Raw genomic sequence first — 18,807 nt, forward strand, 5'->3', positions numbered from 1 at the left:
AGCTCCTAATGCATGCACAAACCCGCCCATTGTGGATTATGCAATGTGCTGACAACTACGTGCGAGGCTGCCTTGGAGAGTCAACCAGAAGGATTCCCTTAATGCAAAGTCGAATTTGCAAAACAGTTAAGCCCAATTCGTGACGCGAAAATTCGAACAATTTATCAAACTGGCACTTTACGAGCGTGGGCACCTTCGCCGTTTTGATGGTTAAACAGCTGTGGCCCTGGACGAAGGTCCGGGGCCACAGCAGGTCAGATAGTCGCTATTCGGCCGTCTTGCCGAAGTAGTCTGCACCACCAACATATTCGGTGTGCCCGGATTCGACGTCCGCAGTGACCATCTTGGCAACTTCGGCTGCGAACTCCTCCACGGAGTACAGCTTGCCGGCTTCGGCCCGGCGCGCTTCGATGGCTCCCGGATTGGAGCGGTCCAGCAGGGTCGCCGTTACGGTGCCTTCGATCATGTCACCGGAAACGACCACCAACGAGATGCCCTTGTCCGCAAGGTGGGGAATCAAATCCCGCAGTGCGTCTTCCCCGGCGCGCTTGCTCTTTGCGACCGGCTCGTACTCAGGCATGGTGGGAACAGTCTCCACGAAGTGCGCCTGGTGGCTGGTAACGAAGACGACGCGCGAGCCCTCAGGCATGAGCGGTACCGCTGCATTAAGCATGTTGACCTGGGCATCGCGGTTGAGCTTGAGGGCATAACCCTCCTCCATGCCTGATTCCATGCCACCTGAAGCGTTCAGCACCAGGACATCGAGGGAACCAAACTCCTCCATGGCTTTGCTCGCCAGGGCGTGCACGCCTTCATCGGTGGTGAGGTCGGCGCCCACGGCAGCTGCACGGCCACCCGCTTCCTGGATGCCGGCCACCACCTTGTTGGCGCGCGGCGCCTTTTGACGGTAGTTAACAACGACGGCGGCGCCCTCGCCTGCCAGGATCTTGGCAACTTCGGCACCAATTCCACGGGAAGACCCCGTGACGATGGCGGTCTTGTTATCCAGCGTTCCCATTCATGCTCCTTTTGTTCAGATCATCCAAATTCCGTGGCCTCACCTTCCATCATGCCAGCGGCAAGGTTGAATCAGGTTGTGGGCCCCGGACAAAAACTGCGGTTGAGGCTAGTGTCCTAGTGACCCATACCCAGGCCACCGTCAACCGGGATAACGGCTCCGGAGATGTAGGCGGCTTCATCGCTGGCAACCCAGCGAACTACATCAGCAACTTCGGAGGCCTCCGCAAAACGGCCCGCGGGAACATTGGCCAGGTAGGACTTCTGGGTGTCCTCAGGCAGTTCTGCGGTCATGTCGGTATTGATAAAGCCCGGTGCCACGACGTTGGCGGTAATTCCCCTGCTGCCAAGTTCGCGCGTGAGGGAGCGTGCGATTCCCACCATGCCTGCCTTTGACGCAGAGTAGTTGATCTGGCCGGGTGCACCATAGAGGCCGGAGACCGAAGAAATGAGGACCACGCGGCCTTTGCGGAGACGGATCATTCCCTTGGATGCCCGCTTGATAACCCGGAAGGCGCCCGTGAGGTTGGTGTCCAGGACCGACGTGAAGTCATCTTCGCTCATGCGCAGCAGCAGCGTGTCCTTGGTGATGCCTGCATTGGCAACCAGTACTTCAACGGGTCCGTGGGCATCTTCGACGATTTTGAACGCGGCGTCGATGGAAGCCTCGTCCGTTACATCGGCCTGGACACCCAGGATGCCCTCAGGCAACTCTGTTTGACTTCGGTAGGTCACGGCTACCTTGTCGCCGTTGGCGAGGAACGATTCCGCAATGGCCAGGCCAATGCCACGGTTGCCGCCGGTTATCAGGACGCTGCGGCCGGTTGTGACTGCTTCAGACATGCTTTGGCTCCAGGTTCCGCGGCAACAACATGCCGCATTGAAGGGGGATTTTCCTGTGTCGATCTTATCCGCCGGCCATCGCAACCCATGGCTTACCCCCAACCTGCGCGGTTTGGGTCGTCACGGCCTTGGTGAGAGAATTGGGAGAGGCCTTTGGAGCGTGATGATTCAGTTGTGACACGAGAAAACAGTCCCCTGCAGCAAGTGCCCGGGGAACCGGACGCTTTTTCCGGCGAGCCCGAAGTCCACAGCATCACAGATGCCGCCGCTGCCCACTCCGAGGACATGCGTGAGCGCATGATCAAGTATGCAGTGGCCATGGGTATCCGCATGGTCTGCATCATCCTGATTTTCGTGGTGGATGGCTGGTTCAAGATCATTGCGATCGCGGGCGCTGTTTTCCTTCCTTGGATTGCCGTTGTCATCGCCAACGGCAATGACAAGGCCGAGGACCATAGCGAATCATTGCTGGACTACGTGGCAGTCCCTGAAATCGAGCGTTCCTCCCCCTCGGAAGAACCGGCGGCAGAGGGACCTGAGGTTCTCCAAGGCGAGTTGGTCGATGACGAACCATCATGGCAACAAGACGGCCCCCCAACGGGCCCTGCAAGCGAGGCCGGACACACCGGCGATGAACGGGCGGCTTCATGAACATCTTCAATCTTGGCGGCCCGGGTGCAGCCACCGGGGAATCCGGGCGGGCTTTGGCGCCTGAGGTGTGCTCCCGCAAAGGGTGCCGTGTGGTGGCCCAGTGGCAGCTCTTGTGGAACAACCCGCGGATCCACACACCGGATCGGCGCAAGGTTTGGCTTTCCTGCACAGACCACCGCGAGTGGCTGGAGGAGTATCTGACCACCCGGGGCCTGTGGAAAGAGACCCTTCCGTTTTCGGCCGGCCAAGCAGTTTTGAACGAGGCCGACTGAATGTACCGCTTTCTCTTCTCCAGCAAGTGGCTGGGGTACTTCGTTCTGGCTGTCGTCTTTGCCACGGCCTGCGTTTTCCTGGGCCGCTGGCAGATGGACCGCAGGGCCGAGACCCTGGCCGAGATCAATCGCGTGGTCAGCAACTACTCGGCCACCCCAATCCCCTACACGGAAATCAAGGGCCAGTTCAACGCCTTGGATCCTGAGCGTGAATGGACCCAGGTTCAGTTGCGGGGCAGCTACGACCTCGAAGGCCAGCGCGTTGTCAGGAACCGTCCGCTGAACGGCCAGCCAGGTTACGACGTCGTGGTCCCCTTCCGGCTCACAACCGGCGAAGCAGTCGTCATTGACCGTGGATGGCTGCCCATTGGGAACAACACCCCCGGCCGCCCCGACGTCATTCCGGCACCGCCAACGGGCGAGGTCACCGTGATAGCCCGGCTGAAACCGGCCGAACCCAAGTTGGACCGTGGAGCTGTGGACGGGCAGCTGGCATCCATTGACCTGGCAAGTTTTGCCGGGGAACTCCCCTACCCCATTGCCACGGGAGCCTACGGGCAGCTGGCCAGCGAAGATCCCGCGGTGCAGCCAATGCCCACTCCGTTCCCCAAGCCGGCCACCGAAGAGGGGACACACCTCTCCTATTCCCTGCAATGGTTCGCCTTTGGCGTCCTGATGTTCATCGGTTTCGGGTATGCAGCGCGGCAACAAGCCCGCAACGCGGCCATCGACGCCGAAGAGGAAGAGGACGAGCAGATTATTGCCGCAGGGGGAACGCCCAAGAAGCGCGCGCCCGCCCTGCGGAAAAATAAGCGTGCTACGTCCGAAGAAGAGGAAGACGCAATCCTGGATGCCCAAGGCTACTGAAATTTCTCTTGATCCTGTCCGGAACGTCCGGTCTGCCCTGACCGACGCCGGAGCTCCTGACACAGTCCGCACTTTCGAGGACAAGGTCCCGACGGCGGCCGCCGCTGCCGCTGTCCTGGGCTGTGAGGTCGCGGCAATCACCAACAGCCTGGTCTTTGAGCTGGACGGCCAACCATTGCTGATCCTGGCCAGCGGTGCGGCCAAGGTTGATACGGCATTGGTTGCAGCCCAGTTGGGCACAGGCAAGATCCGCTGCGCCACACCGGATTTCGTGCTGGTACATACCGGTCAGGAAGTAGGCGGAGTAGCGCCAGTGGGCCACCCAAGGAAACTGCGCACCATCCTGGACATCTCACTCCAAGAACACCCTGTCCTCTGGGCCGGAGCCGGAGACCACAATTCAATGTTCTCCATCAGCTACGAAGAACTGGCACGCATCACCGCCGCCGAACCCCTGCAGGTCCGATAACTCGCATGAGGTGACCTGCCCGCGAGCGAAGCGTCGCGTTTGATGTGCGCAGCGTGCGTCCAAGCGAGGAACGAGCGAGCACGCGGCACATCAAGCGCGCCGCGCAGCGGACGCAAGAAGTGGACGCAACAACGCCGCGCAGCGGGCGCAAGCAGGCTTACGCCAGCGTGATCAAGTCCAGGTAGTCTTCGTTCCAGTGGTCCTCTACGCCGTCCGGCAGCAACACAACGCGCTCCGGGTTCAGTGCGGACACAGCACCTTCGTCGTGGCTGACCATGACGACGGCGCCGCTGTAGTTTTTGAGTGCGCCCAGGATTTCCGCACGGCTGGCGGGGTCCAGGTTGTTGGTGGGCTCATCGAGGAGGAGGACGTTGGCGCTGGATGCCACGATGGTGGCGAGGGCCAGACGGGTTTTTTCACCACCGGAAAGAACGCCGGCAGGCTTGTCGACGTCGTCGCCCGAGAACAGGAATGAACCCAGGATGCCTCGTACTTCGGCATCCTTCATGTCCGGCGCTGAAGAGCGCATGTTTTCCAGGACGGTGCGGTCGACGTCGAGCGTTTCATGTTCCTGGGCGTAGTAGCCCACCTTAAGGCCATGCCCGGGGATGATGTCGCCCGTGTCCGGTTTATCGACGCCGGCCAGCATGCGCAGCAGGGTGGTCTTGCCGGCACCGTTGAGGCCCAGGATGACTACCTTGGAACCGCGGTCGATGGCCAGGTCCACGTCGGTGAAGATTTCCAGTGAACCGTAGGACTTGCTCAAACCCTCCGCGGTCAGCGGGGTCTTGCCGCAGGGAGAGGGGTCTGGGAAACGCAGTGCGGCCACGCGGTCGTTTTCGCGAACAGCTTCCAGTCCGCTGAGGAGCCGCTCAGCACGCTTGGCCATGTTTTGGGCGGCGACGGCCTTGGTGGCCTTGGCGCGCATCTTGTTGGCCTGGTCAATCAGGACCTGGGCCTTCTTCTCGGCGTTGGCGCGTTCACGCTTGCGGGCGCGCTCGTCCGTTTCGCGCTGGAGCAAGTAACGCTTCCAGTCCATGTTGTAGTAGTCGATCTGGGCGCGGTTGGCGTCCAAAAGGTAGACCTTGTTCACTGTGGCTTCGAGCAGTTCGGTGTCGTGGCTGATCACGATCAAGCCGCCCTGGTGGTTCTTCAGGAAGTCACGCAGCCACGTGATGGAGTCGGCATCAAGGTGGTTGGTGGGCTCATCGAGGAGCAAGGTCTCGGCATCCGAGTAAAGGATGCGTGCCAATTCGACACGGCGGCGCTGGCCACCGGAAAGGGTCTTCAACGGCTGGTTGAGCAGCCGGTCAGGCAGCGCGAGGTTGGAGGAGATCGCCGCGGCTTCGGCCTCGGCAGCATAGCCGCCACCGGCCAGGAATTCAGCTTCCAGGCGGTCATAGCGGTTCATCGCTTTACGCTGAACGGCAGCGTCGTCGCTGGCCATGTCATCGTGGGCTTTTTTGAGCTTTCCCACTACCACGTCCAAGCCGCGCGCTGACAGGATGCGGTCGCGGGCAAGCTGCTCCATGTCCGGGGTCCTGGGATCCTGGGGAAGGTAGCCGATCTCACCGGATCGGGTGACTTTGCCGCCTGCGGGAAGGCCTTCGCCGGCGAGGACCCGGGTAAGGGTGGTCTTGCCGGCTCCGTTGCGTCCGACGAGACCGATCTTGTCCCCTTTGTCCACCCTGAAGTTGACCTGGTCCATGAGCAGGCGGGCGCCGGCGCGGAGTTCGAGGTCCTGGACGGTAATCAATTCGGGTGATGCCTTTCAATGGGGAACGCTCGCGGGGACCGGCGGGTCCGTTAAGTGCGGCGGGATGCGGCTGTGAGAACAGCCTGTTCAAGTCTACCGGCACCCGGGGCGCAGGCTGACATCGGCTCCTGCAGGGGAAACTGTGTCCAGCGCCAAACAATTCCTGGCCGGCTTTGTGGAAAGGCTCCAAAAACCCGGCTCCGCTGCGTCCGTATTGTCAAGGACAGGGGAAAAGCAACACCGTCATCGCCTCGCACCACACCCGATTGGACCCACAATGAGCCAGACCAACACTGCCCCAGCGCAGAAGAAACCCATGTCCCGGAAACGCTGGACCGCTACTGACCTGGGCCTCATCGCCGTCTTCGCAGCCTTGGTGGCGGCGTCCGCGATCGTTCCAGGCATCCCGGTAGGTGCCCTCGGCGTACCCATCACTTTAGTGACCCTGACAGTGATGCTCAGCGGCCTGGTGCTCGGCGCCGGGCGCGGTTTCGCCGCCGTCGGGCTTTATGTCCTTTTGGGATTGGCAGGCCTGCCGATCTTCAGTGGCGGCCGCAGCGGCCTCGGTATCCTGGCAACTCCCTCAGCCGGCTACATCATTGCCTTCCCGCTGGCCGCAGCCGCAACCGGCTACCTCGCGGCGATCGTCATCCGGCGAACGGTCAAATTCCGGGCTCTCTGGCTTTTCGGCGCCACCATGGTCAGCAGCATCGTGGTCATCCACGCACTGGGCGTCCTGGGCATGATGGTCAATGCCAAGCTGGACTTCACCAAAGCCTTCCTCGCCGACATCCCCTTTGTCCCCGGCGATATCCTTAAGAATGTCCTGGCCGTCATTATCGCCATGGCTATTCACAAGGCCTTCCCGGATGTCCTGGTTCGCCGGGTCAAGTAATCGGAACAATCTCCATGGATTCCATCAGTTTCACCGGGGTTTCGGTACGTGTCGCTGTCGATGGCAGCGACACGCCCAAGACCCTGCTGCACGAATTTTCCCTTGATCTGACCGAACGCCGGATCGGAGTGATCGGTGCCAACGGATCCGGGAAGTCCACCCTGCTGCGGCTGGTCAATGGCCTGGTTGGGCCGACCGAGGGCAACGTCAAGGTCCACGGTAACGACACGGCCGCCGATGTCCGTCGGGTCAGGGGCAATGTGGGCTTCGTCTTTACCGATCCCCTGTCCCAGTTGGTGATGCCCACCGGGAGGGAAGATGTTGAACTTTCCCTCCGCCGTTCCATCAGGAACTCCAAGGAGCGGGCAGCCCGGGCCGAAGCAGTCCTGAACCGCTTCGGCTTGCTGCACCTGGCCGATCAGAGCATCTATGAACTGTCCGGTGGTGAAAGGCAGTTGCTGGCCTTGGCGGCAGTCCTTGCCGTCGATCCCGCCGTCCTGGTCCTCGACGAGCCATCCACCCTCCTGGACCTCAGGAACCGCGAACTCCTGCGGCGTACGGTGTCCGGCCTGGACCAACAGGTCATCATGTCCACTCACGATCTCGACCTGGCGTTGGACATGGACCGGGTACTGGTGGTGGAATCCGGGCGCATCGTTTTCGACGGCGATGCCGCCGGCGGCGTCGCCTTCTACCGGGCGCTGTGTGCAACTCCCCTGCCCGGAGCGCGGCTGGGTGACGTTTCCAGATGAGGGGCCATGGCTTCCTGATCGCGAACTATGTCCGCGGCAACTCCATCATCCACAGAACTCCGCTCTGGCTGAAGTTCCTGGTGGTGGCAGGGTGCGGAGCGGCGTCCTTCCTCATAGTGGATTGGGCGGTGTCGCTGGTGATTTTCGCCGTGATGTGCGCTCTTTTCCTTCTCAGCGGAGCGGGCCTGCGGCGTCTCCTGCGGGCCATCTGGTTGGTGATGCCCATCCTTCTGGTCATCGGCCTTTTCCAGTGGTGGCAACTTGGGGGTCCCACAGCGGCCCGCATCGTGCTGAACGTGCTGGTGTGCGTCGTGGCAGCTTCGGTGCTGACTGCCACAACCCCCGTCCAGGACCTGTTGGATGGCGTGGTTGCTGTGGCAAAGCCGTTCCGGCGGTTCGGCGCCGACCCCGAACGGTTCGCTTTGACGATTGCCGTGATGCTCAGGAGCATCCCCTTCATTGCCGGCGCTTTCTCGGACGTGCGGGATTCGGCAAGGGCCCGTGGACTGGAACGCAACCCCCGCGCCTTGGTTCTCCCGGTCTTCATCACCACCGTGGCGTACGCCCGGCAAACCGGCGACGCCTTGGCCGCCCGGGGACTGGGCGAACCCGAAAGCGGCTGACGGGCGGGGCTACAGCCGGGAGTATTGCATGAGCGCGGCAGTGCCCAAACCGCCTGCACCGCTGATCATGGCCAGTGTCAGTGGGCTTTGCCCGTGGCAGGCAAACCCTCTCCGTACTTGGGCCAGCAACCGGGTTACCAGGACTGCACCGGAAGCGCCGTAGCCGTGACCGAGTGCCAGCGCACCGCCGTCGAGGTTTGCCCTGGCAGGATCAATACCCAGGTGATTCAAGCAAGCGATGGTTTGTGATGCGAACGCTTCGTTGAACTCGATCAGGTCAACGTCGGCAGTGGCTGCGTCGTGGCGGGCCAAAAGTCGTTCGGCAGCGTAAGCGGCCCCGATGCCAAGGACTTGCGGATCAACTCCGGTAGTGTCGCAGCCCAGCACCAGCAGTCCGTCCCGCGCTCCCAGTGCGCGGGCACGTTTAAGTGAAGTGATGACGACGCCGGATGCTGCGTCCGCGTCGAAGCAGGAGTTTGCTGCGGTGACGGTCCCTCCTGGGACGAATGCCGCAGGAAACCTGCCCATCAGGGACGCCCGCAAGGAAGCCCGTGGACCGTCGTCGGAATCCACCACAGTTCCGTTGGCCCCCAGCGGAACTATCTCGCCACGAAACCTGTCTTCGTTGGCCGCTGTTACGGCACGTTGATGGCTGCGGAGCGCGTAGTCATCCTGTTGCTCCCTTGTCACCGCGTACTCGCGGGCAACATTTTCTGCAGCGACACCCATGTCCGGGTCGCCAAACTGTGGTGGCACAAAGCTGGCCCTGGAGTAGAAGTCGAGTCCGCCGTCGTGGTTTCTGTTGGCCCTGGCCGGGGCAGTGCTGATGCTTTCGACCCCTCCGGCCAAGTACAGCGGATCACCGCCGGCCGCGACCAACCGGGATGCCAGCGCAATCGCATCCAGGCCCGATCCGCATTGCCGGTCAATGGTGATGCCGGGAACGTCTACGGGCAGACCGGCCTGGAGGGCAGCGAACCTGGCCACATTTCCGCCGCCGCCCACGGCGTTGCCCATGATGACATCGTCCACGTCCGCCGGGTCCACACCTGCTGTTTCCACCAAGGAAGCAAGCACCGGTGCCAGGAGGTCCGGTGCACGGAGATCCCTCAGCTGACCGTTGGCCCGGCAAATCGGAGACCGAAGCGCCGCGATGATGACGGGCTGACGGGACTCCCCGGCTTGCCAGGATGGACCGCCGGCGCTATCCAAGAAGCTGAGCCCGCGGGTCATGATTCTTGACCCAGTCCAGGAAGACTTTCCTGCTTACTTTGCCCCGGTCGGTCAGCGGCAACTCCGCCAACAAGTAATACTGAAGGGGCCATTTGTCCCGTGCCAACATGCCATCCAGGCCTGTGCGGAGCTGGGTTGCGGTGACCGGACCGCAAGCGGGAACGACGCCGGCGACGACGCGTTGGCCGCGGATATCGTCAGGTGCCCCGGCGGCAACCGCACCGTCCACACCGGGAACGGATGCCACTGCCAGCTCCACCTCGTGAGGGTAGACATTCTTCCCCGACGTAATGATCATGTCCGAACGGCGGCCAAGGATGTGCAGGATGCCCTGCTCCAGGAACCCCTGGTCCCCTACGGTGTACCAGCCATCGAGGCACCTTAGTGCCTGACCGTCGTCTCCCCACAGGTAACCGTTGCTCACCATTCCGCTGCGGACGCTGATGTTGCCGTGCGACCCCTCCGGAAGATGCTTGCCGGCGTCGTCCAAAATCGCCAGTTCAACCCCCGGAAAAGGCAAACCGATGCCTGTCCCGCCGGCATCCAAAGGTTCCCCGGCTGCCAGGCGGGTACCGGAGACGAAACTCAGTTCGGAAGCGCCGTAGTACTCATGGATGGCCGCCCGGGGTGCCCACCGCCTGGCAGCTTCCAAGGTCCGGGCATCCAGCTTGGATCCAGCGCAGATGATGCTGCGGATACCGGACGCATCAACGTCCCCGGCAATTCCCCGTTCACTGAGCAACCTCAAGGCCGTCGGGGCCAGGACAAGGCGGGTGATGCCGTCGTGGCTGATGGCAGCGTGGGCATCACCGACGTCGAAGGACTCCAGCGTGTGGAAGGCTGCGCCGGCGTAAAGGCACTCCGAAAGGGCGTAAAGGTTAAGGCTGGCTGAAAGGGGTCCCGGCGCAAGGGTCCGATCATCCTGCGAAAGGCCGAAAAACTCGATGGATGCCTCAAACGAAACCTGCCACGATCGGCGGGACCTGGTGAAGGCCTTTGGAACCGAAGTGGTCCCGGACGTCAGGCCGATCAGGAAGGTGCTGGACGGATCGCCATCCAGCAGTTCCGCCACAACCGGTGTGGTGGTTCCTGGTATGCGTGCGGAAACGTCATCGATCATCGGCGCCGGCCATTCGGGGTCCAGCACAGCACAGCACCGCTCCCCCGCGACGGCAGCTGCGTAGCGCTCCACAAAGCGCACAGAGTTGGGTTCGGCGAGAACAGTAGCGGAGGTCGCGGCGCGCAGAAGCGCTGCTGCGGCGTCCCGGAGGTCCGCCCATGTGAGCCGGTCGTTGCCCACCACCACGGCGGTGTCGTGGGGGCGCTCATCGGCCCAGTGCTGAAGTTTGTCCAGGAAAGGCATCCACACGATTTTACGGCAGTGTCGGGCACCGGGCACCAATAGTGACGTCTATTCTGACTGTATGAGTTTCAATGACGGCGCACAGCTTGACCCCTCCCAAGTGGAGGACCGACGCGGCAGTGGAATGGGCCGCGGGACCAAGATCGGCGGTGGTATTGGCGGCGGAATCGTGGTGCTTCTCCTGGCGCTCTTCGGTATCAATCCCAGTATCCTTGGCGATCTGACGGGAAGCGGAACCCAGCCTCCCGCCGTCGATGGCGGCAGCCCGGGAGCCGGCGGCATACAGGAATGCCAGTCCGGTGCCGACGCGGACAAGCGGCTCGACTGCCGGATCACCGGTACGGTGAACAGCCTCAATGCTTTTTGGCCTGGCTACCTGTCGGACTACAACGTCCAGTACCCACGGCCGAAGACTGTGATCTTCAGCGAGGCCACCAACACAGGCTGTGGTGCAGCTACCAGTGCAGTTGGCCCCTTCTACTGCCCGGCGGACACTACCGCCTACTTTGATCCGGGATTCTTCGATGAACTGGTGACCCGCTTTGGCTCCTCCGGAGGGCCACTGGCGCAGGAGTACGTAGTAGCCCACGAGTTCGGACACCACATCCAGAACATCCTCGGAAACCTGGACCAGGCCCAGCAGGATCCCCAGGGTCCGCAATCGGGAGCGGTCCGTGTTGAACTCCAGGCAGACTGCTACGCGGGCTTGTGGGTCCGGCATGCCACCACGCAGACCGATGCCAGCGGCAAGCCCTTCCTTGATCCGTTGACCGAACAAGACCTGCAGGATGCCTTGTCCGCCGCCTCCGCGGTAGGCGATGACCGGATCCAGGAGGCCGCCACCGGCCGGGTATCTCCTGAATCTTGGACGCACGGCTCCAGTGAGCAGCGCCAGAAGTGGTTCTATCAGGGGTACACCACTGGCGACATCAACAAGTGCGACACGTTTGGTGTGGCCGCACCTTAGCGGTGAGGCGGTTCAGGGAAAAGTTGAAAGACTAAAAAGAAGGGTTCCGGGCTGTTGGCCCGGAACCCTTCCTTATGCCCGCCGTTGGCGGGTGAATATTGGTGATCAGATGTTGAAGCCGAGGGCCCGCATCTGGTCCTTGCCGTCGTCGGTGATCCGCTCGGGACCCCATGGCGGCATCCACACCCAGTTCAGGCGCCAGTCGTCAACGACGCCATCAAGGGATTTGCCCACCTGCTCTTCAAGAACGTCCGTCAGCGGGCAGGCCGCCGTCGTCAGTGTCATGTCGATCAGGAGCGCGCCGTCCTCGTCGGAGTATTTGAGGCCATAAAGGAGGCCCAGGTCCACCACGTTGACGCCGAGCTCGGGGTCAATGACGTCCTTGAGCGCTTCCTCGACGTCCTCGAGGCTGGTCCGCGCCGTGTTGATTTCGGTCATGGAACGATCCTAACTAGGCCTGCACAGCAGGGGCAACGGCTACGCCGGCGCCCGGGGCGTAACGGTCGTAGCCCTCATCTTCGAGACGGTCAGCGAGCTCGGGGCCGCCCTCTTCGACAACCTTGCCGTCAACAAACACGTGAACGAAGTCCGGCTTGATGTAGCGCAGGATGCGCGTGTAGTGGGTGATGAGCAGAGTACCCATGTTGCCCTCTTCGTGAGCGCGGTTGACGCCCTCGGAGACAACCTTCAACGCGTCAACGTCCAGGCCGGAGTCGGTTTCGTCAAGGATGGCGAACTTCGGCTTGAAGAGTTCGAGCTGAAGGATCTCAACACGCTTCTTCTCACCACCGGAGAAGCCTTCGTTGACATTGCGCTGTGCGAAGTCGGCGTCGATGCGCAGCTGCTGCATGGCAGCCTTGACGTCCTTGGTCCAGGTACGCAGTGCCGGTGCTTCGCCGTCGATTGCCGTCTTGGCGGTGCGCAGGAAGTTGGTCATGGTAACGCCGGGAACCTCTACCGGGTACTGCATGGCCAGGAAGACGCCTGCACGGGCGCGCTCGTCGACGCTCATCTCAAGTACGTCTTCGCCGTCCAGGGTGATGGTGCCGCTGGTAACGGTGTAACGCGGGTGTCCGGCAATGGTGGAGGCCAGGGTGGACTTGCCCGAGCCGTTGGGGCCCATGATGGCGTGGGTTTCACCGGTCTTGATGGTGAGGCTGACGCCCTTCAGGATCTCCTTGGTACCCTGCTCCGTCTCGATGCTGACGTGCAGGTCCTTGATTTCAAGAGTTGACATGCTCTTCTTTCTTTCCGTTCGTAAGTCTGGCGGTACTGGGCGCTCAGTAGTGGTCTACCGAAGCACCGTTCACAACGTTGGTCACGTCCACATAAACGTCGTCTCCGTCGATGGTGACGGCGAAAACGGGGACGGGGTCATAAGCAGGCAGCTGAAGGGGCTGTCCGCTGCGGAGGTCAAACTGGGAACCGTGTCCCCAGCACTCGATCGCGCAGCCTTCAACCTCACCTTCGGACAACGAGATGTCCGCGTGCGAGCAAGTATCGGCGATGGCGTGGATCTCGCCCATGGAATCCTTCACGATGGCTACGGGGTAGTCATCGATCAGGACGCGCAGCGCTTGCTCGACCTGGATGTCATTGGCGCTGCATACCAGTTCGCCTTTGGTTTCTTCACTCATTGTTGCTCTGCCTGGCCTGTCTTAGTTGTCGGTCGCGGCGAGTTCGCGCTCAACAGCTGCGGTCAGGCGATCTTCAATTGCCGGAACCTTGATCTGCTGGATGATCTCGTTGAGGAAGCCTCGGACCACCAGGCGGCGGGCGACCTTCTCAGGGATGCCGCGGGCCATGAGGTAGAACAGGTGCTCGTCATCGAAACGGCCGGTGGCGCTGGCATGGCCCGCGCCCTCGATCAGACCGGTTTCGATTTCGAGGTTGGGTACGGAGTCTGCGCGGGCGCCGTCGGTGAGGACCAGGTTGCGGTTGGCCTCGTAGGTGTCCGTGCCTTCTGCTTCCTTGCGGATCAGGACGTCGCCAACCCAGACGCTGTGGGCATTGCGGCCCTGCAGCGCACCCTTGTAGAGGACACGCGACTTGCAGTTGGCCACTGCGTGGTCAACGAACAGGCGCTGCTCAAGGTGCTGTCCGGCGTCGGCGAAGTACAGGCCGAACATTTCGACGTCGGCGCCCGGCGCGGTAAAGCGCGTGGACGGCGTGACGCGAACAAGGTCGCCACCAAGGCTGACCACGATGTGCTTGAACTTGGCATCGCGGCCGATCTTGGCCTGCTGCGATGATGCGTGGACGGCGTTGTCTGCCCATTCCTGCAACGAGACAACAGTCAGTTCAGCGCCATCTTCAACGATGATTTCCACATTCTCGGAAACAACCGCGGAACCCTGGTGGTCCAGGACGACGACGGACTTGGAGAACCGCTCTGCCACAATCACGATGTGCTGGGCGGCCGGAGCCTCTCCTGCACCGGTGATCAGGACGGAAACTTCACTCTCGGCCTGCAGCTCGGCAGGAACGGTGACAACCGTGGCCTCGGCGAAGTTCTCCCAGGCATTGGCGGACACGAGGTCCTCCGGGATGGCTGCCTGGCCGATGCGCTGGTCATCGCGGCCAACCGTTTCAACAACGACGCCGGCCGGGGCGGTAACGCTCACAGCCGGAGCTGCGCCGTTGAGGACGTCGGTGTGAAGGCCGCGCAGGCGCTTCAGCGGCGTGAAGCGCCAGTCTTCCTCAAGGCCGTTCAGCGGCTTGAAGTCTGCAAGCTTGTAGGACGTGAGACGCCCTGCACGCGAGCTGTCCGGAATGCCAACGCCACCGCCGTGGGAGTGGCTCTTGGCCGAAGCGCCGCCGAGCGGACCAGCGGAAGGCTGCTCCGACGTCGTGCTGGTGTTTGTTCCGGTGTTCACGGGCGAAAGGTTCTCGCCTTCCTCGGTGAAGCCGTTGATAAACGGCTGGGCCGAGGGCGCGCCGATGCGCGCCTTTTCAGTAGTGATATCAGTCATTGTTAACCGACGGACCCTTCCATCTGCAGTTCAATCAGGCGGTTCAGCTCAAGAGCGTATTCCATGGGCAATTCCCGGGCGATCGGCTCAATGAAGCCGCGCACGATCATGGCCATGGCCTCGTCTTCAGGCATGCCGCGGGACATCAGATAGAAGAGCTGCTCTTCGCTGACGCGGGAAACGGTGGCCTCGTGGCCCATGACAACGTCATCCTCGCGGATGTCGATGTACGGGTACGTGTCCGAACGGGAAATGGTGTCCACCAGGAGGGCGTCGCAACGGACCGTGTTGGCCGAGTGCTTGGCACCCTCGCGGACCTGGACCAGGCCGCGGTAAGCTGCACGTCCGCCGCCGCGGGCTACGGACTTGGAAATGATGGAGCTCTTGGTGTTCGGTGCGATGTGCACCATTTTGGAGCCGGTGTCCTGGTGCTGGCCTTCGCCGGCGAATGCGATGGACAGCGTCTCACCCTTGGCGTGCTCGCCCACGAGGTAGACGGCCGGGTACTTCATGGTCACCTTGGAGCCGATGTTGCCATCGATCCATTCCATGGTGGCGCCCTCTTCGCAGATGGCACGCTTGGTGACGAGGTTGTACACGTTGGTGGACCAGTTCTGGATGGTCGTGTAGCGGACGCGGGCGCCCTTCTTCACGATGATCTCCACAACGGCGGAGTGCAGTGAGTCCGAGGTGTAGATCGGAGCCGTGCAGCCTTCGATGTAGTGAACGTAGGAGTCCTCGTCGGCGATGATCAGCGTGCGCTCGAACTGGCCCATGTTTTCGGTGTTGATGCGGAAGTAGGCCTGCAGCGGGATATCCACGTGGACGCCCTTGGGCACGTACACGAAGGAACCGCCGGACCATACGGCCGTGTTGAGCGAGGCAAACTTGTTATCGCCCACCGGGATGATGGTGCCGAAGTACTCCTGGAAGATCTCCGGGTGCTCGCGCAGTGCGGTGTCCGTGTCCAGGAAGATGACGCCCTGGGCTTCCAGGTCCTCACGGATCTGGTGGTAGACAACCTCGGACTCGTACTGTGCGGCGACACCGGAAACGAGGCGGCTGCGCTCAGCTTCGGGGATGCCCAGTTTCTCGTAGGTGTTCCGGATGTCTTCGGGAAGGTCTTCCCACGTTGCCGCCTGCTTTTCGGTGGAACGCACAAAGTACTTGATGTTGTCGAAGTCAATGCCGGAGAGGTCTGCACCCCAGGTGGGCATGGGCTTGCGATCGAAGTACTTCAGGCCCTTGAGGCGCAGGTCGAGCATCCATTCGGGCTCGTTCTTCTTCGAGGAGATGTCGCGGACAACCTCCTCGCTGAGGCCACGACGGGCATTGGCGCCTACGTCGTTCTTGTCGGCCCAGCCGTACTCGTAGTTTCCGATACCGTGCAGTTCGGGATTCTTCTCCAGAATCTCCGAGATCACAGTGCCGTCAGCTACCGCTTTCTCTGCTATTTGGTCCGTCATCACGGCCTTTCTTGCTGGTTGTTTGATTCCTGGTACGGGTTCCCGGACTGCTCTGCGACATCCAGGGATGCCGTGGCAGCCGGGCGCCCGGTAGGTATGTGGGTGGTGCAAACGTGTCCGCCCTGCGCCAATGTTGAGAGGCGCCGGACGTCAACGCCCACCAAACGCGAGAAGACCTTGGTCTCGGTGTCGCAAAACACCGGGAACTCCGCGGCGAGCCGCTGGATGGGGCAGTGGCCCTGGCAGAGCTGGACGCTGGACAATGCAGCCGGCAACGGAGCCTTGGCCTCAATGGAGTGCGCAGAAGCAACGAAGCGATCCCGGGTCAGTGCCTTGGACAATGCCATGGCACGCGCGGTGATGTCATCTCCAGCGGCCTCTACCTCGGGGGCGTAGCGCCGTTCCATGTCCGAGAAGCGTTCCTCGGCATATTCACGGACGGCCTCTTCGCCGGCGAGTTCCTGGAGGCGCCGGAGCGCGGAGCTGGCAATATTCAGGTAATCGTCGCCAAGGGTGGACTGCCCTTGGGAGCTAAGGACGTAACGGCGTGCGGGACGTCCCGCGCCGGAACCGGCCTTGGCAACGCGCTTGACCTCAATGACGCCGCTGCGCTCCAGGTGGTCAAGGTGGCGGCGGACGGCCGCGGGCGTGAAGCCGAGAAGATCTCCGAGCTCCGCTGCGCTGACCGGGCCGTTCTCCAGAACGGCGCTCAGCACGCGGTCCCGGGTCCGGTCATCCGCGTCCGGCAGCGTCGGCGGGGCAACATAGGCCCCTGCCGCTGCAGCATGCCGCTTTGAGGGCATGGAAGTTGGACTGCTCATGGAATACACAACACAATCATGTCGTAATTTGTTTCATGCATCCAGTAAGGCAAGACTGACCTCAGCTGCCCGCCAAGTGTGACCGTACTACTTCACGTAGAATACTCTGGTGCGCTCACCCGAATCCCCTGTCCTCACCATAGACGGACTCATTAAGGATGTAGGCCCGTTGGCCTCCCTTGACGGAAAAATGCTCCGGGTGGTCAGCGGAGTGTCCCTGGTCGCCGAGCGCGGCCAAGTGACCGCACTCCTCGGTGCCAATGGGGCAGGCAAGACCACCACCCTCGAATGTGCCCAGGGGCTCCAGAAGCGAACCGGCGGATCTATTTCGCTCCTGGGTTCGGACCCTGATAAAGCCGGCGCCGGGTTGCGGTCCCGCGTAGGCGTGATGCTCCAGGACGGCGGGCTGCCGCCGTCGGCCCGTCCCATACCGCTGCTGCGGCACATCGCCGGCATGTACCAAAACCACATGGACCTGGACGCGCTCGTGGAACGGTTGGGAATCAACCAATTCAGCAGAACCAGCGTGCGCAGGCTCTCCGGCGGCCAAAAGCAACGCCTGGCCCTGGCCGCTGCCTTGGTGGGCAACCCGGAAATCCTCTTCCTTGATGAACCCAGCGCCGGGCTGGATCCGCAATCGCGCCAAATGGTCTTCGAGCTGATCGCCGAACTTCGCGATGCCGGCATGGGAATTGTCCTCACCACACACCTCATGGACGACGCCGAGCGCCTCGCCGACTACGTCTACATCATCGACGCCGGCCACAACGTGGTGGAGGGAACCGTCGCCGAATTGCTCAGCCACGGTCCTGCCTCGGATTCTGCCGTTACGGACCGGACGCTCTACTTCGATGTGCCCGGCGGCCTCGACTTCACGGGCGTCTTGGGGGCCGGCCTCCAGCTGACCGAAACCCGCTCCGGAAGCTACTCCATTACTGGTGCGATCACACCAAAGGACCTTGCGGCTCTGACTGCCTGGTGGGCGGAACGGAACATCATGCCGGCCTCGCTCCGGTTGGAAGCCCGCAGCCTCGAAGACGTGTTCCTTGATATCTCCGGAAGGGACCTCCGATGAGCAAGCTCCTCTCCCCCAACGCGGGGCCCGCATCGCTGCCGCGCCGCATCATGCAGCAGGGCCGCTACGAAACCATTGCCATGCTTCGGAACGGCGAACAGCTGATCCTCGCGATCGTCCTGCCCTTGATGGCTTTGGTCGGACTGGTAGTGACTCCGCTGCTGGATGGGCTCGGGGGATCGCGTGTGGACATTGCCACGCCGGGCATCCTTGCTCTCTGCGCGATGTCCACGGCCTTTACCGGCCAAGGCATTGCAACCGGCTTTGACAGACGCTACGGAGTGCTCCGGTTCCTGTCCACCACCCCACTGGGCAAGGGGGGCCTGATCGCCGGCAAGATCCTCGCCGTACTGGTGGTCCTTTGTCTGCAGGTACTGGTGGTTGGCGCCATTGCCGGCGTCCTCGGGTGGCAACCCAGGCCAGAGGGCTGGCTCCCAGGACTCGGATTGCTGGTTCTGGGCGCTGCCGCCTTTACCGCGCTGGGACTATTGGTCGCCGGTACTGCGCGCCCGGAAGCTACCCTGGCCATCACCAACCTCCTGTGGATCCTGCTCGGAGCTTTAGGCGGCATAGTGGTGCCGTCCGAACGATTGCCCGCATTGCTTCAAGGCATAGTTCACTTCCTTCCTTCGGGGGCCTTGGGTCAGGCACTGCGTGACGCTCTCCTTGCAGGCACTGTGCCCTTCCCCGCCGTCCTCGTTCTTTTGCTGTGGACGGTACTTGCCGGCGCCGCAGCCATCCGCTGGTTCAAGTGGAACTAATCCA

21 protein-coding genes are annotated in these 18,807 nt (G+C 62.2%); 10 read left to right on the plus strand and 11 right to left on the minus strand.

Annotated elements, in window-relative coordinates; all coding sequences use genetic code 11:
- Positions 1-265: 265 nt before the first annotated feature.
- Both AC6JA3_RS10655 and AC6JA3_RS10660 read right to left on the minus strand, forming a co-directional pair.
- Entirely contained in the window at positions 266-1,018 is a 753-nt protein-coding gene (locus AC6JA3_RS10655) for an SDR family oxidoreductase (protein ID WP_026540657.1), read from the minus strand.
- A gap of 116 nt (positions 1,019-1,134) precedes the next feature.
- Entirely contained in the window at positions 1,135-1,860 is a 726-nt protein-coding gene (locus AC6JA3_RS10660) for a beta-ketoacyl-ACP reductase (RefSeq protein WP_026540656.1), read from the minus strand.
- Positions 1,861-2,013: 153 nt separating this feature from the next.
- On the opposite strand from AC6JA3_RS10660, the gene AC6JA3_RS10665 reads away from it, so the two are divergent.
- Genes AC6JA3_RS10665 through AC6JA3_RS10680 form a run of 4 tightly spaced genes read left to right on the plus strand, consistent with a single transcriptional unit; the run spans position 2,014 to position 4,119 of the window.
- On the plus strand, positions 2,014-2,511 hold the full coding sequence (locus tag AC6JA3_RS10665) for a DUF3099 domain-containing protein (protein WP_026546792.1): 498 nt from the start codon (positions 2,014-2,016) through the stop codon (positions 2,509-2,511).
- The gene (locus AC6JA3_RS10670) at positions 2,508-2,783 is read left to right on the plus strand and encodes a hypothetical protein (protein WP_347783371.1); all 276 of its coding nucleotides are present in this window, start codon (positions 2,508-2,510) and stop codon (positions 2,781-2,783) included. Before AC6JA3_RS10665 ends, AC6JA3_RS10670 begins: the two co-directional genes overlap by 4 nt.
- Entirely contained in the window at positions 2,784-3,650 is an 867-nt protein-coding gene (locus AC6JA3_RS10675; RefSeq protein WP_026540653.1) for an SURF1 family cytochrome oxidase biogenesis protein, read from the plus strand.
- Positions 3,634-4,119 carry a YbaK/EbsC family protein gene (locus AC6JA3_RS10680; RefSeq protein ID WP_347783372.1) on the plus strand — a complete coding sequence of 162 codons (486 nt, stop codon included), beginning with the start codon at positions 3,634-3,636 and terminating at the stop codon, positions 4,117-4,119. Before AC6JA3_RS10675 ends, AC6JA3_RS10680 begins: the two co-directional genes overlap by 17 nt.
- Before the next feature lie 157 nt (positions 4,120-4,276).
- Here AC6JA3_RS10680 and AC6JA3_RS10685 read toward each other — a convergent pair whose 3' ends face one another.
- Positions 4,277-5,875, minus strand: a complete 1,599-nt coding sequence (locus AC6JA3_RS10685; protein ID WP_026540651.1) for an ABC-F family ATP-binding cassette domain-containing protein — start codon at positions 5,873-5,875, stop codon at positions 4,277-4,279.
- A 277-nt stretch (positions 5,876-6,152) separates the two neighbouring features.
- Between AC6JA3_RS10685 and AC6JA3_RS10690 the strand changes: the two genes are divergently transcribed.
- The 3 genes from AC6JA3_RS10690 to AC6JA3_RS10700 are packed head-to-tail and all read left to right on the plus strand — an operon-like array spanning position 6,153 to position 8,145.
- On the plus strand, positions 6,153-6,770 hold the full coding sequence (locus AC6JA3_RS10690; RefSeq protein WP_026540650.1) for a biotin transporter BioY: 618 nt from the start codon (positions 6,153-6,155) through the stop codon (positions 6,768-6,770).
- Positions 6,771-6,784: 14 nt separating this feature from the next.
- Positions 6,785-7,522: an energy-coupling factor ABC transporter ATP-binding protein gene (locus AC6JA3_RS10695; protein WP_026540649.1), complete on the plus strand. Its 738-nt coding sequence runs from the start codon at positions 6,785-6,787 to the stop codon at positions 7,520-7,522.
- Positions 7,519-8,145, plus strand: a complete 627-nt coding sequence (locus AC6JA3_RS10700; protein ID WP_223943128.1) for an energy-coupling factor transporter transmembrane component T family protein — start codon at positions 7,519-7,521, stop codon at positions 8,143-8,145. Before AC6JA3_RS10695 ends, AC6JA3_RS10700 begins: the two co-directional genes overlap by 4 nt.
- Positions 8,146-8,154: 9 nt before the next feature.
- Here AC6JA3_RS10700 and AC6JA3_RS10705 read toward each other — a convergent pair whose 3' ends face one another.
- The gene (locus AC6JA3_RS10705) at positions 8,155-9,378 is read right to left on the minus strand and encodes a thiolase family protein (RefSeq protein WP_497920124.1); all 1,224 of its coding nucleotides are present in this window, start codon (positions 9,376-9,378) and stop codon (positions 8,155-8,157) included.
- Complete coding sequence (locus tag AC6JA3_RS10710; RefSeq protein WP_091551796.1) at positions 9,350-10,741, minus strand: class I adenylate-forming enzyme family protein; 1,392 nt, start codon at positions 10,739-10,741, stop codon at positions 9,350-9,352. Before AC6JA3_RS10710 ends, AC6JA3_RS10705 begins: the two co-directional genes overlap by 29 nt.
- 61 nt (positions 10,742-10,802) lie before the next feature.
- On the opposite strand from AC6JA3_RS10710, the gene ypfJ reads away from it, so the two are divergent.
- On the plus strand, positions 10,803-11,708 hold the full coding sequence (gene ypfJ / locus AC6JA3_RS10715) for a KPN_02809 family neutral zinc metallopeptidase (RefSeq protein ID WP_497920125.1): 906 nt from the start codon (positions 10,803-10,805) through the stop codon (positions 11,706-11,708).
- A 105-nt stretch (positions 11,709-11,813) separates the two neighbouring features.
- Here ypfJ and AC6JA3_RS10720 read toward each other — a convergent pair whose 3' ends face one another.
- The 6 genes from AC6JA3_RS10720 to AC6JA3_RS10745 are packed head-to-tail and all read right to left on the minus strand — an operon-like array spanning position 11,814 to position 16,967.
- Positions 11,814-12,146: a metal-sulfur cluster assembly factor gene (locus AC6JA3_RS10720; protein WP_011774796.1), complete on the minus strand. Its 333-nt coding sequence runs from the start codon at positions 12,144-12,146 to the stop codon at positions 11,814-11,816.
- A 13-nt stretch (positions 12,147-12,159) separates the two neighbouring features.
- Complete coding sequence (gene sufC / locus AC6JA3_RS10725; RefSeq protein ID WP_026540644.1) at positions 12,160-12,945, minus strand: Fe-S cluster assembly ATPase SufC; 786 nt, start codon at positions 12,943-12,945, stop codon at positions 12,160-12,162.
- A 43-nt stretch (positions 12,946-12,988) separates the two neighbouring features.
- On the minus strand, positions 12,989-13,345 hold the full coding sequence (locus AC6JA3_RS10730) for a non-heme iron oxygenase ferredoxin subunit (protein ID WP_497920126.1): 357 nt from the start codon (positions 13,343-13,345) through the stop codon (positions 12,989-12,991).
- 21 nt (positions 13,346-13,366) lie between these two features.
- Positions 13,367-14,680 (minus strand): Fe-S cluster assembly protein SufD, encoded by a 1,314-nt coding sequence (gene sufD, locus AC6JA3_RS10735; protein WP_026540642.1) that lies wholly within the window; start codon positions 14,678-14,680, stop codon positions 13,367-13,369.
- A gap of 2 nt (positions 14,681-14,682) precedes the next feature.
- A complete protein-coding gene (sufB, locus tag AC6JA3_RS10740) occupies positions 14,683-16,146 on the minus strand; it encodes a Fe-S cluster assembly protein SufB (protein ID WP_026540641.1) in 1,464 nt (487 codons plus the stop codon).
- Complete coding sequence (locus AC6JA3_RS10745) at positions 16,146-16,967, minus strand: helix-turn-helix transcriptional regulator (protein ID WP_035760756.1); 822 nt, start codon at positions 16,965-16,967, stop codon at positions 16,146-16,148. Before AC6JA3_RS10745 ends, sufB begins: the two co-directional genes overlap by 1 nt.
- A 109-nt stretch (positions 16,968-17,076) precedes the next feature.
- On the opposite strand from AC6JA3_RS10745, the gene AC6JA3_RS10750 reads away from it, so the two are divergent.
- Positions 17,077-18,042 carry an ABC transporter ATP-binding protein gene (locus AC6JA3_RS10750; RefSeq protein ID WP_026540639.1) on the plus strand — a complete coding sequence of 322 codons (966 nt, stop codon included), beginning with the start codon at positions 17,077-17,079 and terminating at the stop codon, positions 18,040-18,042.
- The gene (locus AC6JA3_RS10755; RefSeq protein ID WP_026546784.1) at positions 18,039-18,803 is read left to right on the plus strand and encodes an ABC transporter permease; all 765 of its coding nucleotides are present in this window, start codon (positions 18,039-18,041) and stop codon (positions 18,801-18,803) included. The genes AC6JA3_RS10750 and AC6JA3_RS10755 overlap by 4 nt, the downstream gene beginning before the upstream one ends.
- Positions 18,804-18,807 lie beyond the last annotated feature (4 nt).

Source organism: Arthrobacter sp. TmtSoilC79, assembly GCF_059739405.1.

Excerpts from the sequence above, each read along its gene's own strand:
- sufC (WP_026540644.1), bottom strand. The coding sequence starts at position 12,945 with ATGTCAACTCTTGAAATCAAGGACCTGCACGTCAGCATCGAGACGGAG.
- AC6JA3_RS10705 (WP_497920124.1), bottom strand. The coding sequence starts at position 9,378 with ATGACCCGCGGGCTCAGCTTCTTGGATAGCGCCGGCGGTCCATCCTGG.
- AC6JA3_RS10700 (WP_223943128.1), top strand. The coding sequence starts at position 7,519 with ATGAGGGGCCATGGCTTCCTGATCGCGAACTATGTCCGCGGCAACTCC.
- AC6JA3_RS10660 (WP_026540656.1), bottom strand. The coding sequence starts at position 1,860 with ATGTCTGAAGCAGTCACAACCGGCCGCAGCGTCCTGATAACCGGCGGC.
- AC6JA3_RS10690 (WP_026540650.1), top strand. The coding sequence starts at position 6,153 with ATGAGCCAGACCAACACTGCCCCAGCGCAGAAGAAACCCATGTCCCGG.
- AC6JA3_RS10720 (WP_011774796.1), bottom strand. The coding sequence starts at position 12,146 with ATGACCGAAATCAACACGGCGCGGACCAGCCTCGAGGACGTCGAGGAA.
- AC6JA3_RS10710 (WP_091551796.1), bottom strand. The coding sequence starts at position 10,741 with ATGCCTTTCCTGGACAAACTTCAGCACTGGGCCGATGAGCGCCCCCAC.
- AC6JA3_RS10745 (WP_035760756.1), bottom strand. The coding sequence starts at position 16,967 with ATGAGCAGTCCAACTTCCATGCCCTCAAAGCGGCATGCTGCAGCGGCA.
- AC6JA3_RS10670 (WP_347783371.1), top strand. The coding sequence starts at position 2,508 with ATGAACATCTTCAATCTTGGCGGCCCGGGTGCAGCCACCGGGGAATCC.
- AC6JA3_RS10730 (WP_497920126.1), bottom strand. The coding sequence starts at position 13,345 with ATGAGTGAAGAAACCAAAGGCGAACTGGTATGCAGCGCCAATGACATC.
- AC6JA3_RS10755 (WP_026546784.1), top strand. The coding sequence starts at position 18,039 with ATGAGCAAGCTCCTCTCCCCCAACGCGGGGCCCGCATCGCTGCCGCGC.
- AC6JA3_RS10655 (WP_026540657.1), bottom strand. The coding sequence starts at position 1,018 with ATGGGAACGCTGGATAACAAGACCGCCATCGTCACGGGGTCTTCCCGT.
- AC6JA3_RS10680 (WP_347783372.1), top strand. The coding sequence starts at position 3,634 with ATGCCCAAGGCTACTGAAATTTCTCTTGATCCTGTCCGGAACGTCCGG.
- sufD (WP_026540642.1), bottom strand. The coding sequence starts at position 14,680 with ATGACTGATATCACTACTGAAAAGGCGCGCATCGGCGCGCCCTCGGCC.
- AC6JA3_RS10695 (WP_026540649.1), top strand. The coding sequence starts at position 6,785 with ATGGATTCCATCAGTTTCACCGGGGTTTCGGTACGTGTCGCTGTCGAT.
- ypfJ (WP_497920125.1), top strand. The coding sequence starts at position 10,803 with ATGAGTTTCAATGACGGCGCACAGCTTGACCCCTCCCAAGTGGAGGAC.
- sufB (WP_026540641.1), bottom strand. The coding sequence starts at position 16,146 with ATGACGGACCAAATAGCAGAGAAAGCGGTAGCTGACGGCACTGTGATC.
- AC6JA3_RS10675 (WP_026540653.1), top strand. The coding sequence starts at position 2,784 with ATGTACCGCTTTCTCTTCTCCAGCAAGTGGCTGGGGTACTTCGTTCTG.